This window comes from Streptomyces sp. NPDC002306 (genome assembly GCF_053593435.1).
On record NZ_JBSFCK010000005.1, the window covers coordinates 38,464 to 59,722 of the forward strand.

Below are 21,259 nucleotides of genomic sequence, written 5' to 3' on the forward strand. Positions count from 1 at the left end.
CGGCAAGACCTTTGGCCCCAGGACCAGTGACCCTGTCGGGAGGTGACGTCCGCGTGTTCGTGTGCAGCTGCTTCGGTGTGACCGAGGCGCAGGTCAGGAAGCATGCCGAGGACGGTGCCTGTACCCCCCGCCAGATAGCCTCCGCCTGCAAGGCGGGCACGGACTGCGGGTCGTGCGTCCGGCGGATCCAGGCTCTCCTCGGCCGGGGCGCGTGCCCCCGGCGTGAGCTGGCGGACGAGGGCATGCCGGTGCTCGCCGAACTGTCCGAGCCGTCCGCGGCGCCGGGCCTCGAAGAGGCGGCCTAGCGGCCTGTCCGGCCCTAGCTCTCCGGCTGTTCGATCAGCTGCGCGAGGTAGAGCGCCTCACCGAGCTTCTCCACCAGTTCCAGCTGGGTGTCCAGGTAGTCGATGTGGTGCTCCTCGTCGGCGAGGATGTCCTCGAAGATGTTCGCGGACGTGATGTCGCCCTTCTCGCGCATCACCTTGATCCCGCGCTTGAGACGGTCGATCGCCTCGACCTCCACCTGCCGGTCGGCCTCGAACATCTCCTTGACGGTCTGTCCCACCCGCACGTGGAACAGCCGCTGGTAGTTCGGCAGACCCTCCAGGAACAGAATCCGGTCGGTCAGCACCTCCGCGTGCTTCATCTCGTCGAACGACTCGTGCCGCGTGTACTTCGCGAGCTTCGTCCAGCCGAAGTTCTCCTGCATCTTGGCGTGCAGGAAGTACTGGTTGATCGCGGTGAGCTCGCCGGTGAGCTGTTCGTTCAGGAACTCGATGACCTCGGGGTCGCCCTGCATCGCAGAGGCTCCTTCCACGGTGGGGAACGGGGGAGGTTGCGGGCGCATGATTTCACCGGCGTCGAAGATCGTCCAGTAAGTGCGTACTTAGTAAGTAAGTGCATGCTTAGTACCAGTTGCCCGTTTCGGGGCTCGCTGGTCCGGCGCACTGCCCGGGGTCTGTCAGGATGGAGGCATGGGTCAGCCGGTGGAGCGGGAATCTGGAGCAGCGGTACGGACCGAGCTTCCGCCGGGACAGCGGCTTCAGCGTGGCTGGCCGGTCACGCACTACGGCCCGGTACCCAAGTTCCGGCCCGAGCGCTGGGAGTTCAGGGTCTTCGGAGCCACCGCCGACGGCGACAAGCGCTGCTGGAACCACGAGGAGCTGACGGCCCTGCCGTACGCCACCGTCGTGGCCGATCTGCACTGCGTCACGAAGTTCAGCATGATCGGCGCCGAGTGGGGTGGCGTCCCCGCGCGCACCATCCTGGAGATCGTCCCGCCCGCACCGGCCGTCACCCATGTGATGGTGTGGGCGGAGTACGGCTTCAGCTCCAACCTCCGGCTGGCGGACTTCGCCGACGAGCGCACCATCTTCGCCACCCACAAGGACGGCGAACTGCTCACGGCGGAACACGGTTTCCCGCTGCGCCTGGTCGTCCCCCACCTGTACGCCTGGAAGGGCCCCAAGTGGGTGCGCGGCGTGGAGTACATGACCGCCGACCGCCGCGGCTTCTGGGAGGAGCGCGGCTATCACAACGTCGGCGACCCCTGGCGCGAGCAGCGCTACTCGTACCAGGAGAAGCCCGGGGACGGCCCCGAGCTCTGAGCGGTCGGTGCCGGGTCAGTGCCGGTGGTAGCGGTGCACCACCGCGTGTCCTTTGCCGCGGCCGATCATCCACTTGTTGACGGGTGTCGTGGCGACGAAGGCGATCACCAGGGAGATCGCCAGGGAGCCCCAGAAGAGCAGGTCGCCCAGTTCCGCGTCCATCGCCGCCGGCCACAGCGCGATCACGCCGTTGTCGATCAGCTCCATCACGGCGATCGACAGGGTGTCCGCGGCGAGCGCCACCCGGAAGGCGGTCCGGAGACCGACGCCTGCCTTCAGCACGCCACGCAGGGTCAGCGAGTAGCCGAAGGCGAACGCCAGCACGATCGCCAGGGCCGTGGTCGGCACGTTCCCCCAGCCCAGCGCGGTGCCGATCACCATGCCGAGGACCTCGCCGATGGCGCACCCGGTCAGACAGTGCAGGGTGGCCTGGACGGCCGTGGACCAGGTGGCCCCTGCCGCCCCGTCGGCCGTCCCGTGCTGAACGTGAGCGTGAGCGTGTGCCTCGTGCCGCATGCGTGCCCCCATGCCGGTGAGCGGTTCCTGCGTCGAAGTAGGAACCGTATACCCCCTAGGGGTATTCCGTCAGCAGGTCAGGAAGCACGGAGTTTCTTCAGCCGGGCCACGTCCGCCGCGTGCCCCTCCTTGCCGCCCGGCGTCTCGATGATCAGCGGGACGCCCGCCGTCGCGGGGTGCGTCATCAGTGCCCGGAACGGGTCCTCGCCGATGTGGCCGGCGCCGATGTTCTCGTGCCGGTCCTTGTGCGCGCCGGCCACGTCCTTGGAGTCGTTGGCGTGGATCAGCCGCAGCCGGCCCTCGCCGACCGTGTCCACCAGCAGATCGAGGGTCTGGTGCATGCCGCTCGGGCCGGTCAGATCGTGGCCCGCCGCGAAGATGTGGCAGGTGTCCAGGCACACGCCCAGTTTCGGGTGGGCGTCCAGCGCCTCGAAGTACGGCCCGAAGTCCCAGGTCCGGGAGCAGAGCGAGGCACCCTGACCGGCGGTGGACTCCAGCAGCAGGTACGGGTCGTCGTCGTGGGTGAGCTCGTCGAGCAACGGCAGCAGGTGCTCGCGCACCTGCCCGAGGGCCACGGACCGCTCCCGGCCGCCGGTCGCGCTCCCGGTGTGCACGACCACGCCGAGGGCGCCGATCTCCCGCCCGCGCCGCAGCGAGTGCCGCAGCGACTCCACCGAGTTGCGCACGGTCGCCTCGGTGTGCGAGCCGAAGTTGATCAGATAGGGGGCGTGCACGTACGCCGGGATCGACTCCGCCGCGCACGCCGCGCGGAACTCCTCGTCCTGGCGCGGGTCGCCGGCGGGCGTGGCCCAGCCGCGCGGGTTGGCGACGAAGACCTGCACGGTCTCCGCCTCCAGGTCGCGGGCGTACGACAGCCCCACCGAGTTCAGACCGCCGGCCACGGGGACGTGACCGCCGACGGGGTTGCGGGAGGGGCCGGGCTGCTCGTTCTTCACCCGTCCAGGGTGTCATGCGGTCCGGCGCGCCCCGGCACCGGAGGTCCGGCGGTCCGTCCCGCCGCTCCCGGTCAGCGGATGGTGATCGTGATCGTCGAGCCCTTGGGCGCCGTGTCGCCGCCGTCCACCGACTGCCGCCTGACGGTGTCGCCGAACAGGCCGAGCAGGCCCCGGTCCTCCTCGACCGTGAAGCCGGCGGACTCCAGCGACTGCTTGGCCTCGTCCACCCCGGCGCCGACCACGTCCGGGACCTCGACCATCTCGGGTCCCTTGGACACGGTCAGCGTCACCGTGTCGCCCTCGGCGGCCTCGCTGTCCGCCTCCAGGCTCTGCCGCGCGACCTGCCCGGCGTCGTACTCGGAGGTGACCCGCTCGGCGGCGATCTTCACCTTCAGGCCCGCCTCCGCCAGGTCGGCCCTGGCGTCCTCCACGTCCTCCCCGGTGACGTCCGGCACGTCCACCGGACTGCCCTTGCTGACGGTGAGGGCGATCACCGAACCCGCGTGCCGGGTCGTGCCCGACTCCGGGGACGTGGCGACCACGAAGCCCCGGGGCACGTCGTCGCTGAACTCCCGGGTCACGAGGCCCGGCTCCAGTCCGGCGGCCTTCAGCGCGGCTCGCGCCTTGTCGAGCCGGCGGCCCGACAGGTCCGGCACCCGCACGGTCTCCGGGCCCTTGGACAGGGTGAGCGTCACGGCGTCGTGGTCGCGGATCCGCTCGCCCGGCGCCGGGTCCGTGCCGATGACCGTGCCGCGCTTGACGGTGTCGCTGTAGGCCTGCCGGACGGTGCCGACCTTCAGCCCGGCCTCCTCCAGCCGGGACCTCGCCTGGTCCTCGGTCTTCGCCAGCAGCGGCGGGACCCTGGTGAACTGGCCCGCGTTGATGTACCAGACGCCCGCGCCGACACCGAACACCAGCAGCACGGCGGCGACGACCGTGGCCAGCCGCCGCCGGGACCTGGCGGACCGCCGGGGCGGCGGGAGCGGCGCCGGGCTCTCCAGGACGCTGGTGCGGTGGAACTCGGCCTCGCGCCCCTCGGCCTCGTTGACGGGCAGCGGCCGCGGCACGCTCAGGCCGCGCGGGATGACGCTCGTACGGTCCTCGGCGATGTCGTGCGCCGGGGCGGCCGCCTGCGGCGGCACCGTGTCCAGCTGGGCCGGGCTCAGCGCGTCACGCGTCCGGCGGACCAGGGACAGCAGTTCCACGGCGTCGTACGGCCGGACGTCCGGGTTGCGCGCGGTGGCCGCCGCGACCAGCGCGTCCAGCGTCTGCGGCAGCCCCGGCACGACGGCCGAGGGCGGCGGCACGTCCTCGTGCAGGTGCTTGTAGAGCACGACCGCGGGGGAGTCCCCCTCGTGCGGCCGGTCGCCGGTCAGCATCTCGTACAGCACGACACCGCACGCGTAGACGTCGACCCGTGGATCGGCGGCGCCCCGCTCCACCTGCTCGGGGGCGAGGTAGGAGACGGTGCCCAGCACGGTCCCGGTGGTGTTGGTGACCGTGTCCACGGCCCGCACCAGGCCGAAGTCGGCGACCTTGACCCGTCCGTCGTCCCCTATCAGGACGTTCTCGGGCTTCATGTCGCGGTGCACGAACCCGGCGCGGTGGGCGGCGCCCAGCGCGGCCAGCACCGGCTCCAGGATGTCCAGGGCGGCGCGCGGCTGCAACGCCCCGCGCTCGCGCAGCACGTCGCGCAGGGTGCAGCCGGCGACGTACTCCATGGCGAGGTACACGTACGATCCGTCGTTGCCCTGATCGAACACCTGAACGACGTTGGGGTGCGCGAGCCGGGCGACGGACTTGGCCTCGCGGATGAACCGCTCGACGAACGAACCGTCGACCGCGAGCGTCGGGTGCATCACCTTGAGCGCGAGGACGCGGTCCAGGCGGGTGTCCACGGCCCGGTAGACCGTGGCCATCCCGCCGACGGCGATCCGCGCGTCGACGCGATACCGGCCGTCGAGCAGCTGCCCGACGAGGGGGTCCTTAAGGGTCGTATCCACCCGGCGAGTCTACGAGCCGCCACGGACGGACCACCCGCCTCAGCCGATATCGGCCCGGTACTGCAGCCGACCTGTGACGCTTTCCACGCCCGTCCGGCGGCCCCGGCCCACCCCCGCGCCCACCCTCTCCGGCCGGCCCCAGAGCGTGGAACAGGACGGCGCGCGGGTGGGGGACAGGCCTAGAAGGCAGGGCGTTCCGGATCCAGCGTGGCCAGTCCCGACACCGGCGACGACGCCTGCGCGAAGTGCCGCGGCGGAATCCGCCCGGCCCGCCGGGCCAGCCTCCCCGCCTCCACCCCGCAGCGCATGGCGGCGGCCATCAGCACCGGCTCCCGCGCCCGCGTCACCGCCGAGGCGAGCATCACACCCGCGCATCCCAGCTCCATCGCCAGCGCCACGTCCGAGGCCGTACCGGCTCCCGCGTCGAGAATCACCGGCACCCGCGCCCGCTCGACGATCAGCTGGAAGTTGTGCGGGTTCCTGATCCCGAGCCCCGACCCGATCGGCGACCCCAGCGGCATGACCGCCGCGCACCCCACGTCCTCCAGCTTCCGGGCCAGCACGGGATCGTCGTTCGTGTACGGCAGCACCGTGAACCCGTCGTCCACCAGCGTCTCCGCCGCGTCCAGCAGCTCGATCGGGTCCGGCAGCAGCGTCCGCTCGTCCGCGATGACCTCCAGCTTGACCAGGTCGGTACCGAGCGCCTCCCGCGCCAGCCGTGCCGTCAGCACGGCCTCGCCCGCGGTGAAGCAGCCGGCCGTGTTCGGCAGCACCCGGATCCCGAGCCGCTCCAGCACCGACAGCACGGAGCCGTGCACGGACGGGTCCACCCGGCGCATCGCGACCGTCGTCAGTTCCGTGCCGGAGGCGACCAGCGCCCGTTCCAGCACGTCGAGGCTGGGCGCACCGCCCGTCCCCATGATCAGCCGGGACGAGAAGGACGTACCGCCGATGACGAAGGGATCGTCGGCCATGGCTCAGCCTCCCTGGACGGCGGTGAGGACCTCGACCCGGTCCCCCTCGGACAGGGCCGTGGCCGGCCACTGCCCGCGCGGGACGACGGTCTCGTTGAGCGCGGCGGCCACGCCGGACGGCGCCGCGGTGAGGGTCCGGACGAGGGTGTCGAGAGCCGTGCCGGGCGTGATCTCCCGGGGCTCGCCGTTGACGGAAATGGTGAGGGAGGTGTTCATGCGGGCTGCTCCGTGAGTACGGCGGCGGTGAACCGCCCGGGAGTGAAGGGACGTGCCTCGGCCGGCAGCGAGCCGGTGGCCAGCGCGTGCGCCAGCACCTCACCGGTGACCGGCGTGAGCAGCACGCCGTTGCGGTGGTGCCCGGTGGCCAGCAGCAGCCCGTCCAGCGCGGTCGGGCCGAGCAGGGGCGCGTTGTCGGGGGAGGCGGGGCGCAGCCCGGCCCGGGTCTCGGTGAGGGGCAGCTCCGTGATGCCCGGCATCAGCTCGTGCGCGTCGCGCAGCAGCTCGTACACGCCCCCCGCCGTCACCGTGGTGTCCCAGCCCAGTTCCTCGCTCGTCGCGCCGAGGACCAGCTCGCCGTTCTCCCGCGGCACCAGGTAGACCTGGCCGCCGCGCACCACGGCCCGTACCGTCCGGCTCAGGAAGGGCGCGTACCGCCGGGGCACGGCCAGCCGGACCACCTGCCCCTTCACGGGCCGCACGGGCGGCCGTACGTCCGGCGGGACGCCCGCGAGCCGCCCGCTGAGGCTGCCGGCCGCGAGCACCACCTGGCGCGCGTCCAGCGTCGTGCCCTCGCGGGTGACGATCCCCGTCGCCCGTTCCCGCGTGACCGTCAGCCGCTCGGCCCACTCCCGGTGGAAGACCACGCCGGTCCGTCCGCACGCGGCCACCAGGGCGGCGGCCAGCCGCCGGGGGTCGATCTGGTGGTCGCCGTCGACCCGGAGCCCGCCGCGCACGCCCGGCGCGAGCATCGGCTCCAGGCGCCGGCACTCCCGCCCGGACAGCCACTCGGAGTCCAGCCCCGACTGCCGTTGCAGGTCGTGCAGTTCGCGCAGATGCGCGCGGTCGTCGGCGTCCAGCGCCACGGCGAGCGTGCCGCACCGGCGGTAGCCGAGGTCCTGGCCGGTGAGCTCGGTGAGCTCCGCCGCGAAGTCCGGGTAACGGCGGGCCGAGGCGAGGTTCAGGGCGAGCAGGGTCTGCTCGCCGAAGTGCAGCTCCGTGACGGCGGCCAGCATCCCGGCCGCCACCCGCGCGGCCCCGCCGCCGGGCTCGGGATCGACGACGGCCGTGGCGAACCCGCGCTGCGCGGCCCGCCACGCCGTCACGAGCCCGATGATCCCGCCCCCCACGACGAGGACGTCTGACGTACGCGTAGGCGACATGGGCGTCCAGCCCCTCCCTTCGCCGGCATGACCCGGATCAGGTTCGTACGGTCGGAGGCCGCCAGCCTCCCTCTCAGCCCGGTGCGTCCGGGCTCCCGCGAGTGCTTTACGTTTTCCACCCTAGCCCGCTGCCGTAAGTCTCAGTAAGGGAGCCCGCGTCCATGGCCCGCTCGCTCGACGGACTCGTCCTCGCCCCGGTGGCGGACCAGGCCCCAGGTCAGGTGGGTACGCGTACCCGGTTCACGTACCACGAGAAGGACGGCGGGATCTGGGCCGAGTACACGGGCGGCGACGTCGTGCGCGGACGGCTGGTCGGCACTCGGTCAGGTGACCGGCTGGACTTCCGGTACGTGCAGCTCAAGCACGACGGGAGCACCTCGTCCGGGCGCTGTGTGTCGACGGTCGTCGAGCTCCCCGACGGCCGGCTGCGCCTGGAGGAGACCTGGGAGTGGGAGTCACAGCCGGGCGGCGGGACGAGCGTGGTCGAACAGCTGACCGGACCGGTTGTGGAGCAGGTCACCCAGCACGCCCCCTGACTGACTAATTGTCAGTTGTCTATGGTGATCAGGTGATCGAGCAGACGCAGCAACGAGGCACGTCGGCGGCGGAGCGACGGGTGGTCGTCGTCGGGGCGGGGATGGCCGGGGTGCAGACCGCGGTCGCCCTGCGGGAACAGGGCTTCACCGGCACGGTCACCGTGCTCGGCGCGGAGCCCCATCAGCCCTACGACCGGCCCCCGCTGTCCAAGGCCGTCCTGCTGGGCAAGGCCGAGGGCTCGGCCTTCGACGTCGACTTCGAGGCGCTCGGCATCGAGCTGCGGCTCGGCCGCGAGGTGCTGGGCGCCCGGCCGGACGATCGCGAGCTGGACACCGACGAGGGACCCGTGCCGTACGACGTCCTCGTCCTCGCCACCGGCGCCGAACCGATCCGGCTGCCGGGCACGGAGGGTGTGCCCGGCGTGCACCTGCTGCGCACCCTCGACGACGCCGAGCGGCTGCGGCCCGTGCTCGCCCGGCAGCACGACGTGGTGGTCGTCGGCGCGGGCTGGATCGGCGCGGAGTTCGCCACGGCCGCGCGCGAGGCGGGCTGCGCGGTCACGGTGGTCGAGGCCGCCGACCGCCCGCTGGCCGGCGCGCTGCCCGCCGACGTGGCCGCCCCGATGGCCGCCTGGTACGCCGACAGCGGGGCCCGGCTGCGTACGCACGCACGCGTGGCGCGCGTCGAGCCCGGCGCGGTGGTGCTCGACGACGGCACGCGGCTGGCCGCGGGCGCGGTCGTGGTCGGCATCGGCGCCCGCCCCGCCACCCGCTGGCTGGACGGCTCCGGCATCGCCCTCGGCGAGCACGGCGAGGTGCTCGCCGACGCCCATCTGCGCACCTCCGTCCCCGACGTGTACGCGGTCGGCGACTGCGCCTCCTTCCCGTCGGGGCGGTACGGCGAGCGCCTGCTGGTGCACCACTGGGACAACGCCCTCCAGGGCCCGCGCACGGTCGCGGCGAACATCATCGGCGACGCCACCGACGAGCCCCCCGTGGTCTACGACCCGGTGCCGTACTTCTGGTCCGAGCAGTTCGGCCGCTTCGTGCAGTACGCCGGCCACCACGCCGCCGCCGACACCGTCGTCCGGCGCGGTGACCCGGCCGGCCCCGCGTGGAGCGTGTGCTGGCTGCGCGAGGGCCGTCTGGTCGCCCTGCTCGCCGTGGGGCGGCCCCGGGACCTGGCCCAGGGCAGAAGGCTGATCGAGGCCGGTACGGCGATGGACGCGGGGCTGCTCGAGGACCCCTCGTTGCCGCTGAAGGCGGCGACCGTGTAGCCCGCCGGGGGCACCCCGGCTACCCACTGTCAGTCCGGGATGGCAGTCTTGAAGGCGTGACCGAGATTGACGCAAAGATTGATGCTCTCGTCCCCGCCTGGCTCACCCTCCCGGACATCGCCGAGATGCTCGACGTCGAGGTGACCCGAGTGCGGCAGCTGGTCAAGGAGGGCCAGCTCATCGCCGTACGCCGGGGAGAGAACAAGGCGCTGCATGTCCCCGCCGCCTTCATCGACGAGGACAAGGTCGTCAAGGGCCTGCACGGCACCCTGACGCTCCTGCGGGACGACGGCTTCTCCGACGACGAGATGCTGGAGTGGCTGTTCACCCCCGACGCGAGCCTGCCCGGCACCCCCGCGCAGGCGCTCAGTGAGAATCGTGGCACGGAGGTGAAGCGGCGCGCCCAGGCGCTCGCCGTCTGACCTGCTGATCCGAACAACCCGTCCGACACAGGGCCGCGGCTCCGCCCCTGGCGCGCCGCGGCCGCACGCCACCGATCGACCGGTCCCCCCGGGGGCCCCGGGGGGGACCTCCGCATGTCCGACACCGCTGCCACCGCACGTGCCGCGCTCGACGACGCCCGGCTCTACCTCTGCACGGACGCCCGCACCCGGCAGGGCGACCTCGCCGAGTTCGCGGACGCCGTCCTCGCCGGTGGTGTCGACATCGTTCAGCTGCGCGACAAGGGCATGGAGGCGGCCGAGGAGCTGCGCCACCTGGCGGTCCTCGCCGAGGCCTGCGCCCGCCACGGCAAGCTGCTCGCGGTCAACGACCGTGCCGACGTGGCCCACGCCGCCGGAGCCCAGGTGCTCCACCTCGGCCAGGGGGACCTGCCGGTCCCCGCGGCCCGCGCGATCCTCGGCGCCGACGTCCTCGTCGGCCGCTCCACGCACGCCGAGGCCGAGGCGTCGGCCGCCGCCGTCCAGGACGGCGTGGACTACTTCTGCACCGGCCCCTGCTGGCCGACACCCACCAAGCCCGGCCGGCCCGCCCCCGGCCTCGGCCTGGTCCGCCACACCGCCGCCCTGGGCACCGACCGCCCCTGGTTCGCCATCGGCGGCGTCGACCTCGACAACCTCGACGAGGTGCTCGACGCGGGCGCCCGCAGGGTCGTCGTCGTCCGGGCGATCACCGAGGCGGACGACCCGGGCGCGGCGGCGACGGAGTTCGCCAAGCGGCTGCGGCAGGCGTAACGCCCCGCCGCCGGGTCGGCCGCGGTGTCCAAAGGGTGGACAGCAAGTCGACAATCCGGGCAATTTTCCCGCATTCGGTTGGGTGGCCGCCTTCGCCTGGCTAACCTGCGGGTATGGCCCTCGGAACCGCATCCACCAGGACGGACCACGCGCGCACGGTGCGTGACATGCTCGCCACCGGCAAGACGGTCTACTCCTTCGAGTTCTGGGCCCCCAAGACGGAGAAGGGCGAGCGCAACCTCTGGAACGCGCTGCGCAGGGTCGAGGCGGTCGCCCCCGACTTCGTCTCCGTGACGTACGGCGCGGGCGGGTCCACCCGCGCGGGCACCGTGCGGGCGACCGAGCAGATCGCCGCCGACACCACGCTCACCCCGGTCGCCCATCTCACCGCGGTCGACCACTCCGTCGCCGAACTGCGCAACATCATCGGCCAGTACGCCGACGCCGGGATCCGCAACATGCTCGCCGTGCGCGGCGACCCGCCCGGCGACCCCATGGCCGACTGGGTGCCGCATCCGCAGGGTCTGGCCTACGCCGCCGAACTCGTCCGGCTCATCAAGGAGTCGGGCGACTTCTGCGTGGGTGTCGCCGCCTTCCCGGAGATGCACCCGCGCTCCGCCGACTGGGACACCGACGTCGTCCACTTCGTGGACAAGTGCCGGGCGGGCGCCGACTACGCCATCACGCAGATGTTCTTCGAGCCGCAGTCGTACCTGCGCCTGCGCGACCGGGTCGCCGCGGCCGGCTGCGAGACCCCGATCATCCCCGAGGTCATGCCCGTCACCAGCGTGAAGATGCTGGAGCGGCTGCCCCAGCTCAGCAACGCCACCCTCCCCGCGGGTCTGAAAGAGCGGATCCTCACAGCCAAAGACGATCCGGCCGCTGTACGCTCCATTGGCATCGACTGTGCCACGGAGTTCTGCGCACGGCTGCTGGCCGAGGGAGTGCCCGGTCTGCACTTCATCACGCTCAACAACTCCACGGCCACGTTGGAAATCTACGAGAATCTGGGTCTGCACCAGCCACCGCAGGCCTAGACCGGCCGCACCGGGATACGACACACTGCGTAGCGGCCACTGGGAGAGGGGCGTACATGGGCTGGACGGTCCTCTACATCGCGTTCGGCATCGTCGCACTGTGGCTGCTCGGCGAGGTGCTGTTGCAGTACAAGGCGCGGCTCCGCTGGCGCCTGCTCGCCTTCGGCGGCTTTCTTCTCGTCGTCGTCGGTGTGCTCATCCCGTCCGTGATCGTCATCGGACTGGGCGCCGCCGCCTTCGCGGTCGGCCAGACCTACGTCACCCTGTCGTTCCGGCGCGGCTTCGCGGCCGGCTGGGCGGTCAGCCGCCCCGACGCCGACGCCGAGGGCGCGGGCAACAAGCGCCGCCGCGGCCGGGCGGACCGTCACGACCCGGCCCTGGAGGTCTCCGACCTCGAGCCCGCGGAGGGCGGCTACGCCGACGAGGACAGGGACGAGGGCAGGTACGCCGAGGACCGGCCCGCCTACCGGCAGGACGAGGAGTACGACCGGGACGACGTGTTCACCCCGGGACACCAGGGGGACCCCGCGGCCGCCGAGACCACCTCGGTGTACGAGCCGCAGCCGCTGCCCGACGACACCGGCTCCTACGGCGTGTACGGCGACAACTCCTTCGCCGCCGGAACCGCCGACCCGTCCTACGCCGCCACGGGCCAGCCCCAGGACCAGTACGCGACCGCCGCCCAGGGCGCCGACCAGACCTACGGGTACGACGGCTACTCCGGCTACCAGCAGCAGTACGGCTACGACACGACCGGACAGCAGCAGTACGCGGCCTACTCCGACCCGTACATCGGCACCCAGACCTACGGCGGCGGCTCGTACGACGCCGGTTACGACGGCCAGTACACCCAGCAGGGCTACGGCCAGGACCAGTACGGCAACGCCACGTACGGCGGCGAGACCCCGGCCGGCGGGGTGTGGGTGCCGCAGCAGCGCAGCGACGACTCCTACGGCGGCGAACTCCCGCCCGAGCAGCAGTACCCGTACCAGGGCGACGGACAGCAGCAGGGCAACGGCGGCGGCAACGGCTTCGACGAGCAGTACCGCTTCTGACGCCACCGGGCCGCCGGCCGGCACCGGACGGCCCCGGCCGGGCGGCCCGTCACCGCGAGCCCCGGAAGTCCGGCCCCTCCACGATCAGCCCGGCGACCAGCGCACCCGACATCCCGGCGTGCGGGAGACCCCCGCCGGGGTGCGACCAGCCCCCCACCCGGTACAGCCCCGGCAGCGCGGTGACGTTGGCCGGGTGCAGGAAGCGGCCGCGACCGGCGGCGAGGGCGGGGGCGGAGAAACCTGCGAACGAGGCACCCGTCTCGTCCTCGCCCTGCCCGGGCGGGTGCGCCTCGCGCCACAGGAGGCGTTCGCGCAGGCCGGGCACCGCGCGCTCGGCGGCTTCGACGAGGAGGTCCGCGAGGACTTCCCCGCCACCGTCACGATCGCCCGCGGAGCCCGGGACCGCGGCCGACAGGACCACGCACTCGTGGTCGTCGTCGGGGCGCAGGGCCGGGTCGTCCGGCCGCAGCACGGTCACCGTGGGACGCACGGGATCGTCCGTGACCTGGCTGAGGAAGTCCAGTTCCGCCGTGCGGTCGGGAGTGTGCACGACGGTTCGGTGGACCGCGCCGGGCTCGGGCGCTCCCCGCAGCGCCAACAGCACGGTGAACCGCCCGGCGCGGTGCCGGTCCAGCGGATCGGGGCGCAGGTCTTCGTCGCCGTACAGCTGATGCCCGGTCATCCGGTCCAGCACGTCGGGGGCGACCCCCGCCACCACGTGGTCCGCCTCCGCCACCGATCCGTCGGCCAGCTCCACCCCCGCCGCCCGGCCGTCCTTCTCCACGACCGTGCGCACCTCGGCACCGAACACGAACTCGACCCGGCGCGCCACGCACCGCTCGTACACCGCGCGCGCCAGCTCCCGCAGGCCGCCGCGGACGTACCAGGTGCCGAAGGCGTGCTCCATGTAGGGCAGGACGGCCGCGCTCGCCGGGGTCCTGCGCGGGTCCAGGGCGAACGCGAGGGCGTGGCTCTCCAGGAGCGCGGCGAGCCGGGGGTCGCGCAGCTCCCACGCGCCGACCTCGGCGAGCGTGCCGGCCCGCCGGGTGCGCAGCAGCCGCTTGTGCGGGACCGCCGGATAGGGCTCGCGCTCGGCCAGCACCGGCCAGTCGGACCACAAGGGCTCTTCGAGCAGCGGCCGGCGGGTGCGGTCCCAGGCCTCGCGGGCCCGCACCAGGAAGTCGCCCCAGCGCTGACCGGCGTCCGCCCCGAGCGCCCGGTCCAGGGCGGAGACGACACCCGCGCGGGACGCGTTGGGCAGCGACACCTGCGTGCCGTCCGCGAAGACGTGCCGCGAGGACGGGTCGACCTGGACCAGCTCGACGCACTCCTCCAGCGGCTCCCTGCCGGTCTTGACGAACAGGTCGCGGTAGACCGCGGGCACCGGGAGCAGCCCGGGGCCGGTGTCGAAGGCGAAGCCGTCCCGCTCGAAGCGGCCCACCGCGCCGCCGTACGTCCCCGTACGCTCGTACACCGCCACCCGGTGGCCCGCGACGGCCAGCCGGGCAGCGGCCGCCATCGCGCCCATCCCGGCGCCGATCACCGCAATCCGTGCCATGTCCGCGACTCTATCGACCGGCGCCGACGGTCCGGGCCGCGGGCGGTCAGTCCGGTGGCCGTCCCGGATGCGCGGCCAGCCGCCGTTCCTCGCGCCGCTGGGCCCTGCGGCGCAGGAACCGCCGGATCCGCGCGACGAGGAAGAACAGCACCAGCAGACCGGCCAGCAGCAGGGTGCCCGCGATGATCGCCGCCGGCAGCGGGTGGAACATCGCGAAGGTGACGACCCCGCCGACCCCCAGATCCTCGGCCAGGCTCACGATCACGTTGCTGAACGGCTCCGGCGAGGTGTTCACCGCCATCCGCGTCCCGGCCTTGACCGTGTGGCTGGCCAGCGCGGTCGAACCGCCGATGAGTGCCGCGGCCACGTCGGAGAGCGAACCGCTCTGCCCGGCGAGCAGTGCCCCGACCCAGGCACCGGCGAGCGGCCGCACCACCGTGTGCGCCGCGTCCCAGGCCGAGTCCACGTACGGGATCTTGTCGGCCACCGCCTCGCACAGGAACAGCGCGCCGGCCACGGCGAGCACCTCGGGACGCTGGAGGGTGGCGGGGACGTCGTCGCTCACCCCGGTCGCGCCGAAGACGCCGAGCAGCAGCACCAGCGCGTAGGCGTTGATGCCGCTGGCCCAGCCGCTGGTGAACACCAGAGGGAGTACGGACACGTCCGCGATCGTAACCACTGGGCGGCCCCGCGTCCTGGGCTCGCGTGCGCAGGGCTGAGTAGGCGTACCCAGTGAGGAAGATGAGTACCCGCGCGGATGGGGCGCCGCCCGCGGGCACGGGAGAGTGGAGGCACGGGAAGGGGCACGGCGCCGGCACCGCCGACACGGGGCGGCGGAACGGCCCGGCCCTCGACCGCTCCTTCCGCCGGCCCGGTCGGCGGGAGTGAGGCACGCGGACCCGGGGCCCGGGGCACGAACGGACGGGCCCGGACGGGGGAGTACGGGGGAAGCACGGGGAAGCGCCGGTTCGGGACGGCCCGCGGGGGACGCGGCCGCCACGGACCGGCGCTTTCGCGCGTCGTGACGCGGCGGGCGCGGCGGGCGCGGCGCGGGACGGCCCGCGGGCTCGTCACCGCGCCCTCGGCGGAGTGCTCAGCGGCCGCCGCTGACCCGGCCCTGGAGCAGCCGGGACAGCGCCGAGTGCACGTCGTCCAGCGACCGCTGCGGCTGGAACGCCTGCCAGTCCAGGGCCGCCACCAGCACCATGCCGACCAGCGCGGCCGCGGTCAGCGGCACGTCGATCTCCTCGCTGAACTCGCCGCCCTCGATGCCCTCGCGCAGCACGCCCTCGACGACGGCCACCGCCTGCTGCCGGACCACCATGAGCGTCGACTGCCAGGCCCGGTTGGTGCGCCACAGCTCGGCCACGTACAACTGGGTGAAGGCCGGGTAGCGGTCGATGAAGACGAGCCCGGCGCGGATCATCGCGTCCAGGGCGTCCACCTTGGAGCCGCCCTCCCGCTCGGTCCGCGTGGCCGCCTCCCGCAGGGAGGCGGTGAGGAGTCCCACGCCGTGCCGCAGCAGCTCCTCGAAGAGAACGGACTTGCTCGCGAAGTTGTAGTAGACCGTGCCCTTCGCGACCCCGGCACGCTCGGCGATCTCGTCCACCGTGGTGGCGGAGAACCCCTGCTCGGCGATGAGCGTGACGGCCGCCTCGTAGAGCTTCTGCCGGGTGGCCTCGCGGCGCGTGCTGCCGCCCGGCCTGGCGCTGCTGCTTTCCATGGCCCTGATTCTCACAGCAACCGTGTCCGCGTCCGTCCCCCGGGGGATCACAGGCTCAGCTCCGGGTGCAGCCGGTCGAGGGTCCACACCTGGCGGCGTCGCGCGGACAGCGCGGTGAGCGCGAGGGCGCCCGCGGTGAACGCCGTGAGTACGGCGCACGCTTGCCACACCGGGCCGAGCCCGCCGCCCGTGATGAGCCTTCTGAGGGCCTCGATGACGTAACTCATCGGCAGGTAGGGATGCATCGCGTTGAAGAAGCGGGGACTGGTCTGTACGGGGTACGTGCCGCCCGCGGACGTCAGCTGGAGCATCAGCAGCGCCAGGACGAGGATCCGGCCCGCCGCTCCGAAGCGGGCGTTCAGCCACTGCACGAGCGCCGCGAAACACGCGGTCACCAGGAACAGGAAGCCGACCGTGCCGGCCGCCCGCGCCATCTCCAGGCCGATCGCCCAGTGCAGCACGGCCATCAGGGCCGACGTCTGGAGCACGCCGACCGCGACCACCGGCAGCCAGCCGGCCAGCGCGATCCGCCAGGCCGAGGCGCCCGCGGCGAGCGCGCGCCGGTTCATCGGCGGGATCAGCATGTACGCCACCATCGCGCCCACCCACAGGGACAGCGGGATGAAGTACGGGGCGAAACCGGTGCCGTAGTTGGGGGCCTTGTGCAGGTCCCTGGAGGCCAGCTTGACCGGGTCGGACATCACCTCGGTGCGCCGGTCGCGGTCCCGGGTGTCGTAGTCGGGGATCCGCTCGGCGCCGTCGTGCAAACCGCCGGCGAGGGTGCCGGAGCCGTCGACGAGCTTGTACATGCCGCCGTTCAGGTCCTCGGCGCCCGAACCGAGCCTGCCGATGCCCTGGTCGAGGTCGCTCACACCGGTCCGGGCGGTGCCGAGTCCGGTGTGCAGCCGCCGCGCCCCGGCGGCGACCTTCGCGGCGCCCGCGTTCAGCTTGTCGATCTTGGCGACGGCGTCGTCGAGATCCTCGGAGAGGTGCGGCGCGCGGTCGGCCAGTGCCCGGGCCTGCTTCTGGAGCGTGCCCAGCTCACCGTCGAGCTTCTTCAGGTCACCGTCCTGGTCGGCGACGAGGGTGTCGAGGTCGTCGGCGATCGCCGCCACGTCGGCGGCGGCCTGCCGGGCCTTCTTCAGGTCGGCGCAGGCGGTGTCGGGCAGCACCGGGGTCTCGCAGCGCCGCTCGTAGACGTCGCCGAGGGCGTCCGAGGCCGCGTGCGCCCCCCTGGCGGCGACCGGGGCGGCCTTCACCAGGGTGTCGAGGTTGCGGCGGATCGCCGCCGCCGAGTCGGCGACCAGGCGGGCGGTGTCCCCGATGGTCTTCTCGTTGTCCGCCACGAACGGGCCCACCGTGTCCGCGACGCCGTCGACCCGGTCGGCGAGCGCCCGGGTGCCCTCGGCGACCTGCCGTGAGCCGTCCGCCAGGTCGCCCGCGCCCGTGTCGAGCTTCTTCAGGCCCTTCGACAGCTCGGTGCTGCCGTCCCGGGCGTCCTTCAGCCCGTCCGCGAGATCCTGTGAGCCCCGCTCGGCCTTCCCGATGCCGTTCTTGAGCCGGTCGGCACCGTCGGCGGCCTTCGCCGTCTGTCCGTGGATGTCGGAGAACGAGACGAAGATCCGGTCCAGGAAGGACCGCGACGCGTTGGTCGAGGCGGCCGTGCGCACCTCGCCGAACACCGTCCGGGAGATCTGCCCGACGATGTAGTTGTTCGCGTCGTTCGTGCGCACCTGGAGGGCGCCGGTCTCGGGGGAGCCGCCCGCGCTGGAGGCGACGCGCCGGCTGAGGTCGGCGGGCATGGTCAGGGACAGGTAGTACGTGCCGTCCTCCACACCCGCGCGTGCCTCGGCGGCACTCACCTCGTGCCACTCGAACGTCCCGCTGTCGCGCAGCCCCTCGGTGATGTCGTCGCCCGCCGTGATCCTCTTCCCGTCGGCGGTCGCCCCCTTGTCCTCGTTCACCAGTGCCACGGGGATGCGGTCGAGACGGCTGTACGGGTCCCAGAACGACCAGAGGTACAGCGCGCCGTACAGCAGCGGCAGCAGCAGGAGCGCGACCAGCGCGGCACGGGGGAGTCGGCCCCGGCCGAAGCGGCGCAGCTCAAGCGTGGCCAGTTTCGGCGAGCGCATCGGCCGCCTCCTTCGCTTCGTCGTCGGTGTGCGCGTCGGTGTTCGTGTCCGTCTTGGCGTCTGTCTCGGCGTCGGCGTCGGATCCGGCTTCGTCGTCGGTGTTCGTGTCGGTCCCGGCGTCGGCCGTCGTGTCCGTGTCCGTCTCGGGGCTGGGCCGGGCCGTCACGGCGGTCGCGCCCTCGGGGGCCTCGCTGCACACCGCGACGACCGTCGTCCCGGCCTCGGTGAGGGACGTCAACAGCGCCCACACCTCGGCCCGTTCGGTCGCCGAGAGCTTCAGGTCGGCGTCGTCGACGCCGAGCAGCAGCGGCCGCCCGACGAGCGCGAGGGCGATCGACAGGCGCAGTGCCTCCAGCCGCTCCAGGTCGCGTACGGCGGTGCGGTCGCCCTTGGGCAGGGTCCGCGGGTCGAGTCCGGCGGCGGCCAGCGCGGTGCCGACGAGCCGCTCCTCCTCGCTCACGCGCTCCGCCCGGGGGCGCAGCAGCCCGCGTACGGAACCGCCGAACCGCCGCTGGAGCAGCGCCCGTTCGTGCAGGTGCTCCCCGACGGTCAGGGCCGGGTCGAGGTCGGTGACCCCGGCGACGTTGGCCACGGCGCTGATCCGGCGCACGGCCGCCGGCCGCTTCGGCAGCCGGGTGCCGCCCACGGTCGCCGTGCCCCGCGTGGCCTTCATCCGCCCGGTGAGCGCGAGCAGCAGGCAGGTGCGCCCCGATCCGGACGGTCCCTCGATCGCGATCAGCGCGCCCGGCTCCGCCTCGACGCGGACCCCGCGGAAGGCCCACCCCCGAGGGCCCTCGAGCCCGAAGTCCCGGGCCGTGACGGCGGTGCCGCCCCCGGTTCCCCCCATGTCCATCGCGTCCATCCCCTGGAGTCCCGAACTGCCGATAATTTGAACTGACTGGTCAGTGCAAAAACTAGCCCGAACCTTCGATCGATGCAAAAGCCCAGGTCAGAACGGATTGTCAGTGGCATACCGCACGATGGGCACATACGGCCACAGTGCCGTCACCCAGACGACAGGAGGTTCGTCATGGCCAGCTCACACGCGGCCGCCGCCCACCGGCGCCGCGCCACCGGCCCTGCCCCCTCACTGAACGGCCCGGCGAGCGACGTGCACCCCGTGCTCCGCCGGACCACGGCGCCGCCCGCCGCCCTCGACCTGCTGGCACAGGCCCGTGCCGGACTCGACGAGGCAGCCGTCCTGGAAACCCCCAACGAGCGCTACGCGACCGCCCACCTCGCCGCCCTGCGCACCGCCGCCGCCGTGCTCGCCGCGCGCGGCCGCCCCGAACCCACGTCCCGACGCCGCGCCAGGATCCGCAGCGCCTGGGAGGTGCTCCCCGAGATAGCACCCGAACTCGCCGAGTGGAGCGCGCTGTTCGCCGCCGGAGCCCGGCGCCGCGCACGGGCCGAGGCGGGCATCCAGGGCGCGGCCACCCGCCGCGACGCCGACGACCTGATACGCGACGTGGTGATGTTCGTCCGCCTCGTCGAGCGGATGCTGGTGCTCCAGCCGGTGCTTCCGCAACCCCGCCAGGACCCGGGCGGCGCGGGCGGCCCGGAGCGCTCGGACGGCCCGCGGCCCGGCGCACCGCGCGACACCATGCCGGACGCGGGGTGAGCGGCGTCGACCGCCCTGGACCGGCGCCGCCCGCCCGGGACCGTGGTGACCGGGCGAGGGGCCGGAGGCAATAGGGTGGTGGACGCCTGAGCCTTCCCGCCGCCCGCACGGGCCGGGAAGGCGCCCCCGTTCGCTCCGCCGCGCAAGAGGCGGTGCCGCGCCGAGGAGTCAACTGCCGTGTCGGACCCGATGCGCCCCCGCGCTTCTCTCCGTACCGCCGTGGTCTGGGAGGTCCTCCAGGACGCCCTGGACCGCCGGGTCAAGGCCGTGGGACGGGAGTCGCTGGACGTCCTCGACACCGGGGGCGGCAGCGGCAACTTCGCGGTCCCGGTCGCCCGCCTCGGCCACCGGGTCACCGTCGTCGACCCCAGCCCCAACGCGCTGTTCGCGCTGGAGCGTCGGACCGCCGAGGCGGGCGTAGCCGACCGGGTGCGCGGCGTCCAGGGCGATGTCCACGGTCTGTTCGACGTCGTCGAGCGCGGCGGGTACGACGCCGTACTGTGCCACGGCGTCCTGGAGTACGTGGACGATCCCGCCGAGGGCGTCCGCAACGCGGTCGCGGCACTGCGCCCCGAGGGGGTCCTCAGTCTGCTCGCGGCCGGGCTCGGCGGTGCCGTGCTCGCGCGTGCCCTCGCCGGCCACTTCAAGGAGGCCCGGCAGGCCCTGGGCGATCCGGACGGCCGCTGGGGCGCGGGTGACCCCGTGCCGCACCGCTTCACCGCCGAGCAGCTCACCGAGCTGGTCGAGGGCGCGGGCCTCGGCGTCGCCGCCGTGCACGGCGTGCGGATCTTCGCCGACCTCGTCCCCGGTGTGCTGGTCGACACCGAGCCCGGAGCGCTGGAAGCCCTGCTGAAGCTGGAGGAGGCCGCGGCCGAGCTCCCCGCCTTCCACTCCGTGGCCACGCAACTTCATGTGCTCGGTGAGACGCGAGGGGTCACCGGGGCCTGAGCGGTGCGCCGCTGATCAGGGGCTTGGCCGCAGATGGAGTACGCCACAGGGCCTCCGTTCGGGCGTTGTCCGCCGTATGATCGAGGGAGACCACCCGGCATGACGGGGCGGCCGCTGGGGAATGGAAGTTTCAGCGAGCCGGACGTCCATGGCGGATGTCGGTTGGCCAATTGGCGCAGAGGGGCGGGTTTCACGGGGGCGATTCCCTGCCTATCCTGAAGGGACCCCCCGGGTCGCCCCGGCGACTGCACGAATGAGGAGGACTCCGTGCCGCTCTCGGAGCACGAGCAGCGCATGCTCGAGCAGATGGAGCGAGCGCTGTACGCCGAAGATCCCAAGTTCGCGTCGGCGCTCGAGGGAAGCGGGCTGCGTACGTACACCCGGCGGCGGGTCTACCAGGCGGTCGCTGGCTTCCTCGTGGGTATTGCGCTCCTCATGGCCGGAATGGTCGCCAAGCAGGTCTGGCTCAGCGTGGTGGGCTTCCTCGTCATGCTGGGGTGCGCGGTCCTCGCCGTGACCGGATGGCGCAAGGCACCCAAGCCCGGCGAGCAGCCGGCCGGAACCCCGCAGCAGGCCCGCCGTCAGGGACGAACCAAGCGGTCCATGATGGACCGCATCGAGCAGCGCTGGCAGCGGCGCCGTGACGAACAGGGCCACTGACTCCCCGACAGTTCCCAGGACACAGCTGAGGGGGTGACCACCGTCCGGTGGTCACCCCCTCAGTCGTGCGCCACGACGGTCGGG

At 73.1% G+C, this 21,259-nt stretch carries 23 protein-coding genes and 1 riboswitch; of the genes, 11 read left to right on the forward strand and 12 right to left on the reverse strand.

Translation table 11 applies throughout. From position 1 onward, the window contains the following. Nucleotides 1-53 precede the first annotated feature (53 nt). Nucleotides 54-305 carry a (2Fe-2S)-binding protein gene (locus ACWCQK_RS12185; protein ID WP_451154708.1) on the forward strand — a complete coding sequence of 84 codons (252 nt, stop codon included), beginning with the start codon at nucleotides 54-56 and terminating at the stop codon, nucleotides 303-305. Between the two features lie 14 nt (nucleotides 306-319). On the opposite strand, the gene bfr is transcribed toward ACWCQK_RS12185, so the two are convergent. Further along, nucleotides 320-799 carry a bacterioferritin gene (gene bfr / locus ACWCQK_RS12190; protein ID WP_066992767.1) on the reverse strand — a complete coding sequence of 160 codons (480 nt, stop codon included), beginning with the start codon at nucleotides 797-799 and terminating at the stop codon, nucleotides 320-322. 175 nt (nucleotides 800-974) lie between these two features. On the opposite strand from bfr, the gene ACWCQK_RS12195 reads away from it, so the two are divergent. Continuing rightward, the gene (locus tag ACWCQK_RS12195; protein ID WP_451154710.1) at nucleotides 975-1,607 is read left to right on the forward strand and encodes a sulfite oxidase-like oxidoreductase; all 633 of its coding nucleotides are present in this window, start codon (nucleotides 975-977) and stop codon (nucleotides 1,605-1,607) included. A 15-nt stretch (nucleotides 1,608-1,622) separates the two neighbouring features. Here ACWCQK_RS12195 and ACWCQK_RS12200 read toward each other — a convergent pair whose 3' ends face one another. From ACWCQK_RS12200 to thiO, 6 genes are all read right to left on the reverse strand, one after another. Further along, nucleotides 1,623-2,123, reverse strand: a complete 501-nt coding sequence (locus tag ACWCQK_RS12200) for a DUF4396 domain-containing protein (RefSeq protein WP_451154712.1) — start codon at nucleotides 2,121-2,123, stop codon at nucleotides 1,623-1,625. 77 nt (nucleotides 2,124-2,200) lie between these two features. After that, complete coding sequence (locus tag ACWCQK_RS12205; RefSeq protein WP_451154714.1) at nucleotides 2,201-3,079, reverse strand: deoxyribonuclease IV; 879 nt, start codon at nucleotides 3,077-3,079, stop codon at nucleotides 2,201-2,203. Nucleotides 3,080-3,150: 71 nt separating this feature from the next. Continuing rightward, the gene (gene pknB, locus ACWCQK_RS12210; RefSeq protein ID WP_451154716.1) at nucleotides 3,151-5,082 is read right to left on the reverse strand and encodes a Stk1 family PASTA domain-containing Ser/Thr kinase; all 1,932 of its coding nucleotides are present in this window, start codon (nucleotides 5,080-5,082) and stop codon (nucleotides 3,151-3,153) included. 179 nt (nucleotides 5,083-5,261) lie between these two features. Continuing rightward, nucleotides 5,262-6,056 carry a thiazole synthase gene (locus ACWCQK_RS12215; protein WP_451154718.1) on the reverse strand — a complete coding sequence of 265 codons (795 nt, stop codon included), beginning with the start codon at nucleotides 6,054-6,056 and terminating at the stop codon, nucleotides 5,262-5,264. A 3-nt stretch (nucleotides 6,057-6,059) separates the two neighbouring features. Further along, nucleotides 6,060-6,272, reverse strand: a complete 213-nt coding sequence (thiS, locus tag ACWCQK_RS12220; protein ID WP_385787339.1) for a sulfur carrier protein ThiS — start codon at nucleotides 6,270-6,272, stop codon at nucleotides 6,060-6,062. Further along, complete coding sequence (gene thiO / locus ACWCQK_RS12225; RefSeq protein ID WP_451154720.1) at nucleotides 6,269-7,435, reverse strand: glycine oxidase ThiO; 1,167 nt, start codon at nucleotides 7,433-7,435, stop codon at nucleotides 6,269-6,271. The genes thiS and thiO overlap by 4 nt, the downstream gene beginning before the upstream one ends. Continuing rightward, a riboswitch (TPP riboswitch) is annotated at nucleotides 7,433-7,544 on the reverse strand. (Overlaps the previous gene by 3 nt.) A 52-nt stretch (nucleotides 7,545-7,596) precedes the next feature. On the opposite strand from thiO, the gene ACWCQK_RS12230 reads away from it, so the two are divergent. The 6 genes from ACWCQK_RS12230 (at nucleotide 7,597) to ACWCQK_RS12255 (ending at nucleotide 12,533) form a co-directional block, all read left to right on the forward strand. Beyond that, nucleotides 7,597-7,971 carry a hypothetical protein gene (locus ACWCQK_RS12230; protein WP_451154722.1) on the forward strand — a complete coding sequence of 125 codons (375 nt, stop codon included), beginning with the start codon at nucleotides 7,597-7,599 and terminating at the stop codon, nucleotides 7,969-7,971. Between the two features lie 32 nt (nucleotides 7,972-8,003). After that, the gene (locus tag ACWCQK_RS12235) at nucleotides 8,004-9,248 is read left to right on the forward strand and encodes an NAD(P)/FAD-dependent oxidoreductase (protein WP_451154724.1); all 1,245 of its coding nucleotides are present in this window, start codon (nucleotides 8,004-8,006) and stop codon (nucleotides 9,246-9,248) included. A gap of 56 nt (nucleotides 9,249-9,304) precedes the next feature. Beyond that, complete coding sequence (locus ACWCQK_RS12240; protein WP_451154726.1) at nucleotides 9,305-9,670, forward strand: Rv2175c family DNA-binding protein; 366 nt, start codon at nucleotides 9,305-9,307, stop codon at nucleotides 9,668-9,670. A 114-nt stretch (nucleotides 9,671-9,784) separates the two neighbouring features. Continuing rightward, nucleotides 9,785-10,441: a thiamine phosphate synthase gene (gene thiE, locus ACWCQK_RS12245; RefSeq protein WP_451154728.1), complete on the forward strand. Its 657-nt coding sequence runs from the start codon at nucleotides 9,785-9,787 to the stop codon at nucleotides 10,439-10,441. A 113-nt stretch (nucleotides 10,442-10,554) separates the two neighbouring features. Next, nucleotides 10,555-11,478 (forward strand): methylenetetrahydrofolate reductase [NAD(P)H], encoded by a 924-nt coding sequence (metF, locus tag ACWCQK_RS12250; RefSeq protein ID WP_451154730.1) that lies wholly within the window; start codon nucleotides 10,555-10,557, stop codon nucleotides 11,476-11,478. A gap of 56 nt (nucleotides 11,479-11,534) precedes the next feature. Next, nucleotides 11,535-12,533: an SCO2102 family sporulation regulator gene (locus ACWCQK_RS12255; protein WP_451154732.1), complete on the forward strand. Its 999-nt coding sequence runs from the start codon at nucleotides 11,535-11,537 to the stop codon at nucleotides 12,531-12,533. 49 nt (nucleotides 12,534-12,582) lie between these two features. Here ACWCQK_RS12255 and ACWCQK_RS12260 read toward each other — a convergent pair whose 3' ends face one another. The 5 genes from ACWCQK_RS12260 to ACWCQK_RS12280 form a co-directional block, all read right to left on the reverse strand. Continuing rightward, nucleotides 12,583-14,091 carry a phytoene desaturase family protein gene (locus ACWCQK_RS12260; RefSeq protein ID WP_451154734.1) on the reverse strand — a complete coding sequence of 503 codons (1,509 nt, stop codon included), beginning with the start codon at nucleotides 14,089-14,091 and terminating at the stop codon, nucleotides 12,583-12,585. A gap of 46 nt (nucleotides 14,092-14,137) precedes the next feature. Next, nucleotides 14,138-14,752, reverse strand: a complete 615-nt coding sequence (locus tag ACWCQK_RS12265; RefSeq protein WP_451154736.1) for a DUF4126 domain-containing protein — start codon at nucleotides 14,750-14,752, stop codon at nucleotides 14,138-14,140. 432 nt (nucleotides 14,753-15,184) lie between these two features. Further along, nucleotides 15,185-15,814 carry a TetR/AcrR family transcriptional regulator gene (locus ACWCQK_RS12270; RefSeq protein ID WP_451154738.1) on the reverse strand — a complete coding sequence of 210 codons (630 nt, stop codon included), beginning with the start codon at nucleotides 15,812-15,814 and terminating at the stop codon, nucleotides 15,185-15,187. A 47-nt stretch (nucleotides 15,815-15,861) separates the two neighbouring features. Then, on the reverse strand, nucleotides 15,862-17,946 hold the full coding sequence (locus tag ACWCQK_RS12275; protein WP_451154740.1) for a YhgE/Pip family protein: 2,085 nt from the start codon (nucleotides 17,944-17,946) through the stop codon (nucleotides 15,862-15,864). Further along, nucleotides 17,918-18,793 carry an ATP-binding cassette domain-containing protein gene (locus ACWCQK_RS12280; RefSeq protein ID WP_451154742.1) on the reverse strand — a complete coding sequence of 292 codons (876 nt, stop codon included), beginning with the start codon at nucleotides 18,791-18,793 and terminating at the stop codon, nucleotides 17,918-17,920. The genes ACWCQK_RS12275 and ACWCQK_RS12280 overlap by 29 nt, the downstream gene beginning before the upstream one ends. Before the next feature lie 183 nt (nucleotides 18,794-18,976). Here ACWCQK_RS12280 and ACWCQK_RS12285 point away from each other — a divergent pair, with 183 nt between their 5' ends. From ACWCQK_RS12285 to ACWCQK_RS12295, 3 genes are all read left to right on the forward strand, one after another. After that, nucleotides 18,977-19,567: an SAV_6107 family HEPN domain-containing protein gene (locus ACWCQK_RS12285; RefSeq protein ID WP_451154744.1), complete on the forward strand. Its 591-nt coding sequence runs from the start codon at nucleotides 18,977-18,979 to the stop codon at nucleotides 19,565-19,567. Between the two features lie 177 nt (nucleotides 19,568-19,744). Further along, the gene (locus ACWCQK_RS12290; RefSeq protein WP_451154746.1) at nucleotides 19,745-20,515 is read left to right on the forward strand and encodes a class I SAM-dependent methyltransferase; all 771 of its coding nucleotides are present in this window, start codon (nucleotides 19,745-19,747) and stop codon (nucleotides 20,513-20,515) included. A 267-nt stretch (nucleotides 20,516-20,782) separates the two neighbouring features. Next, nucleotides 20,783-21,175 (forward strand): DUF3040 domain-containing protein, encoded by a 393-nt coding sequence (locus tag ACWCQK_RS12295; RefSeq protein ID WP_451154748.1) that lies wholly within the window; start codon nucleotides 20,783-20,785, stop codon nucleotides 21,173-21,175. Nucleotides 21,176-21,259: the final 84 nt, after the last annotated feature.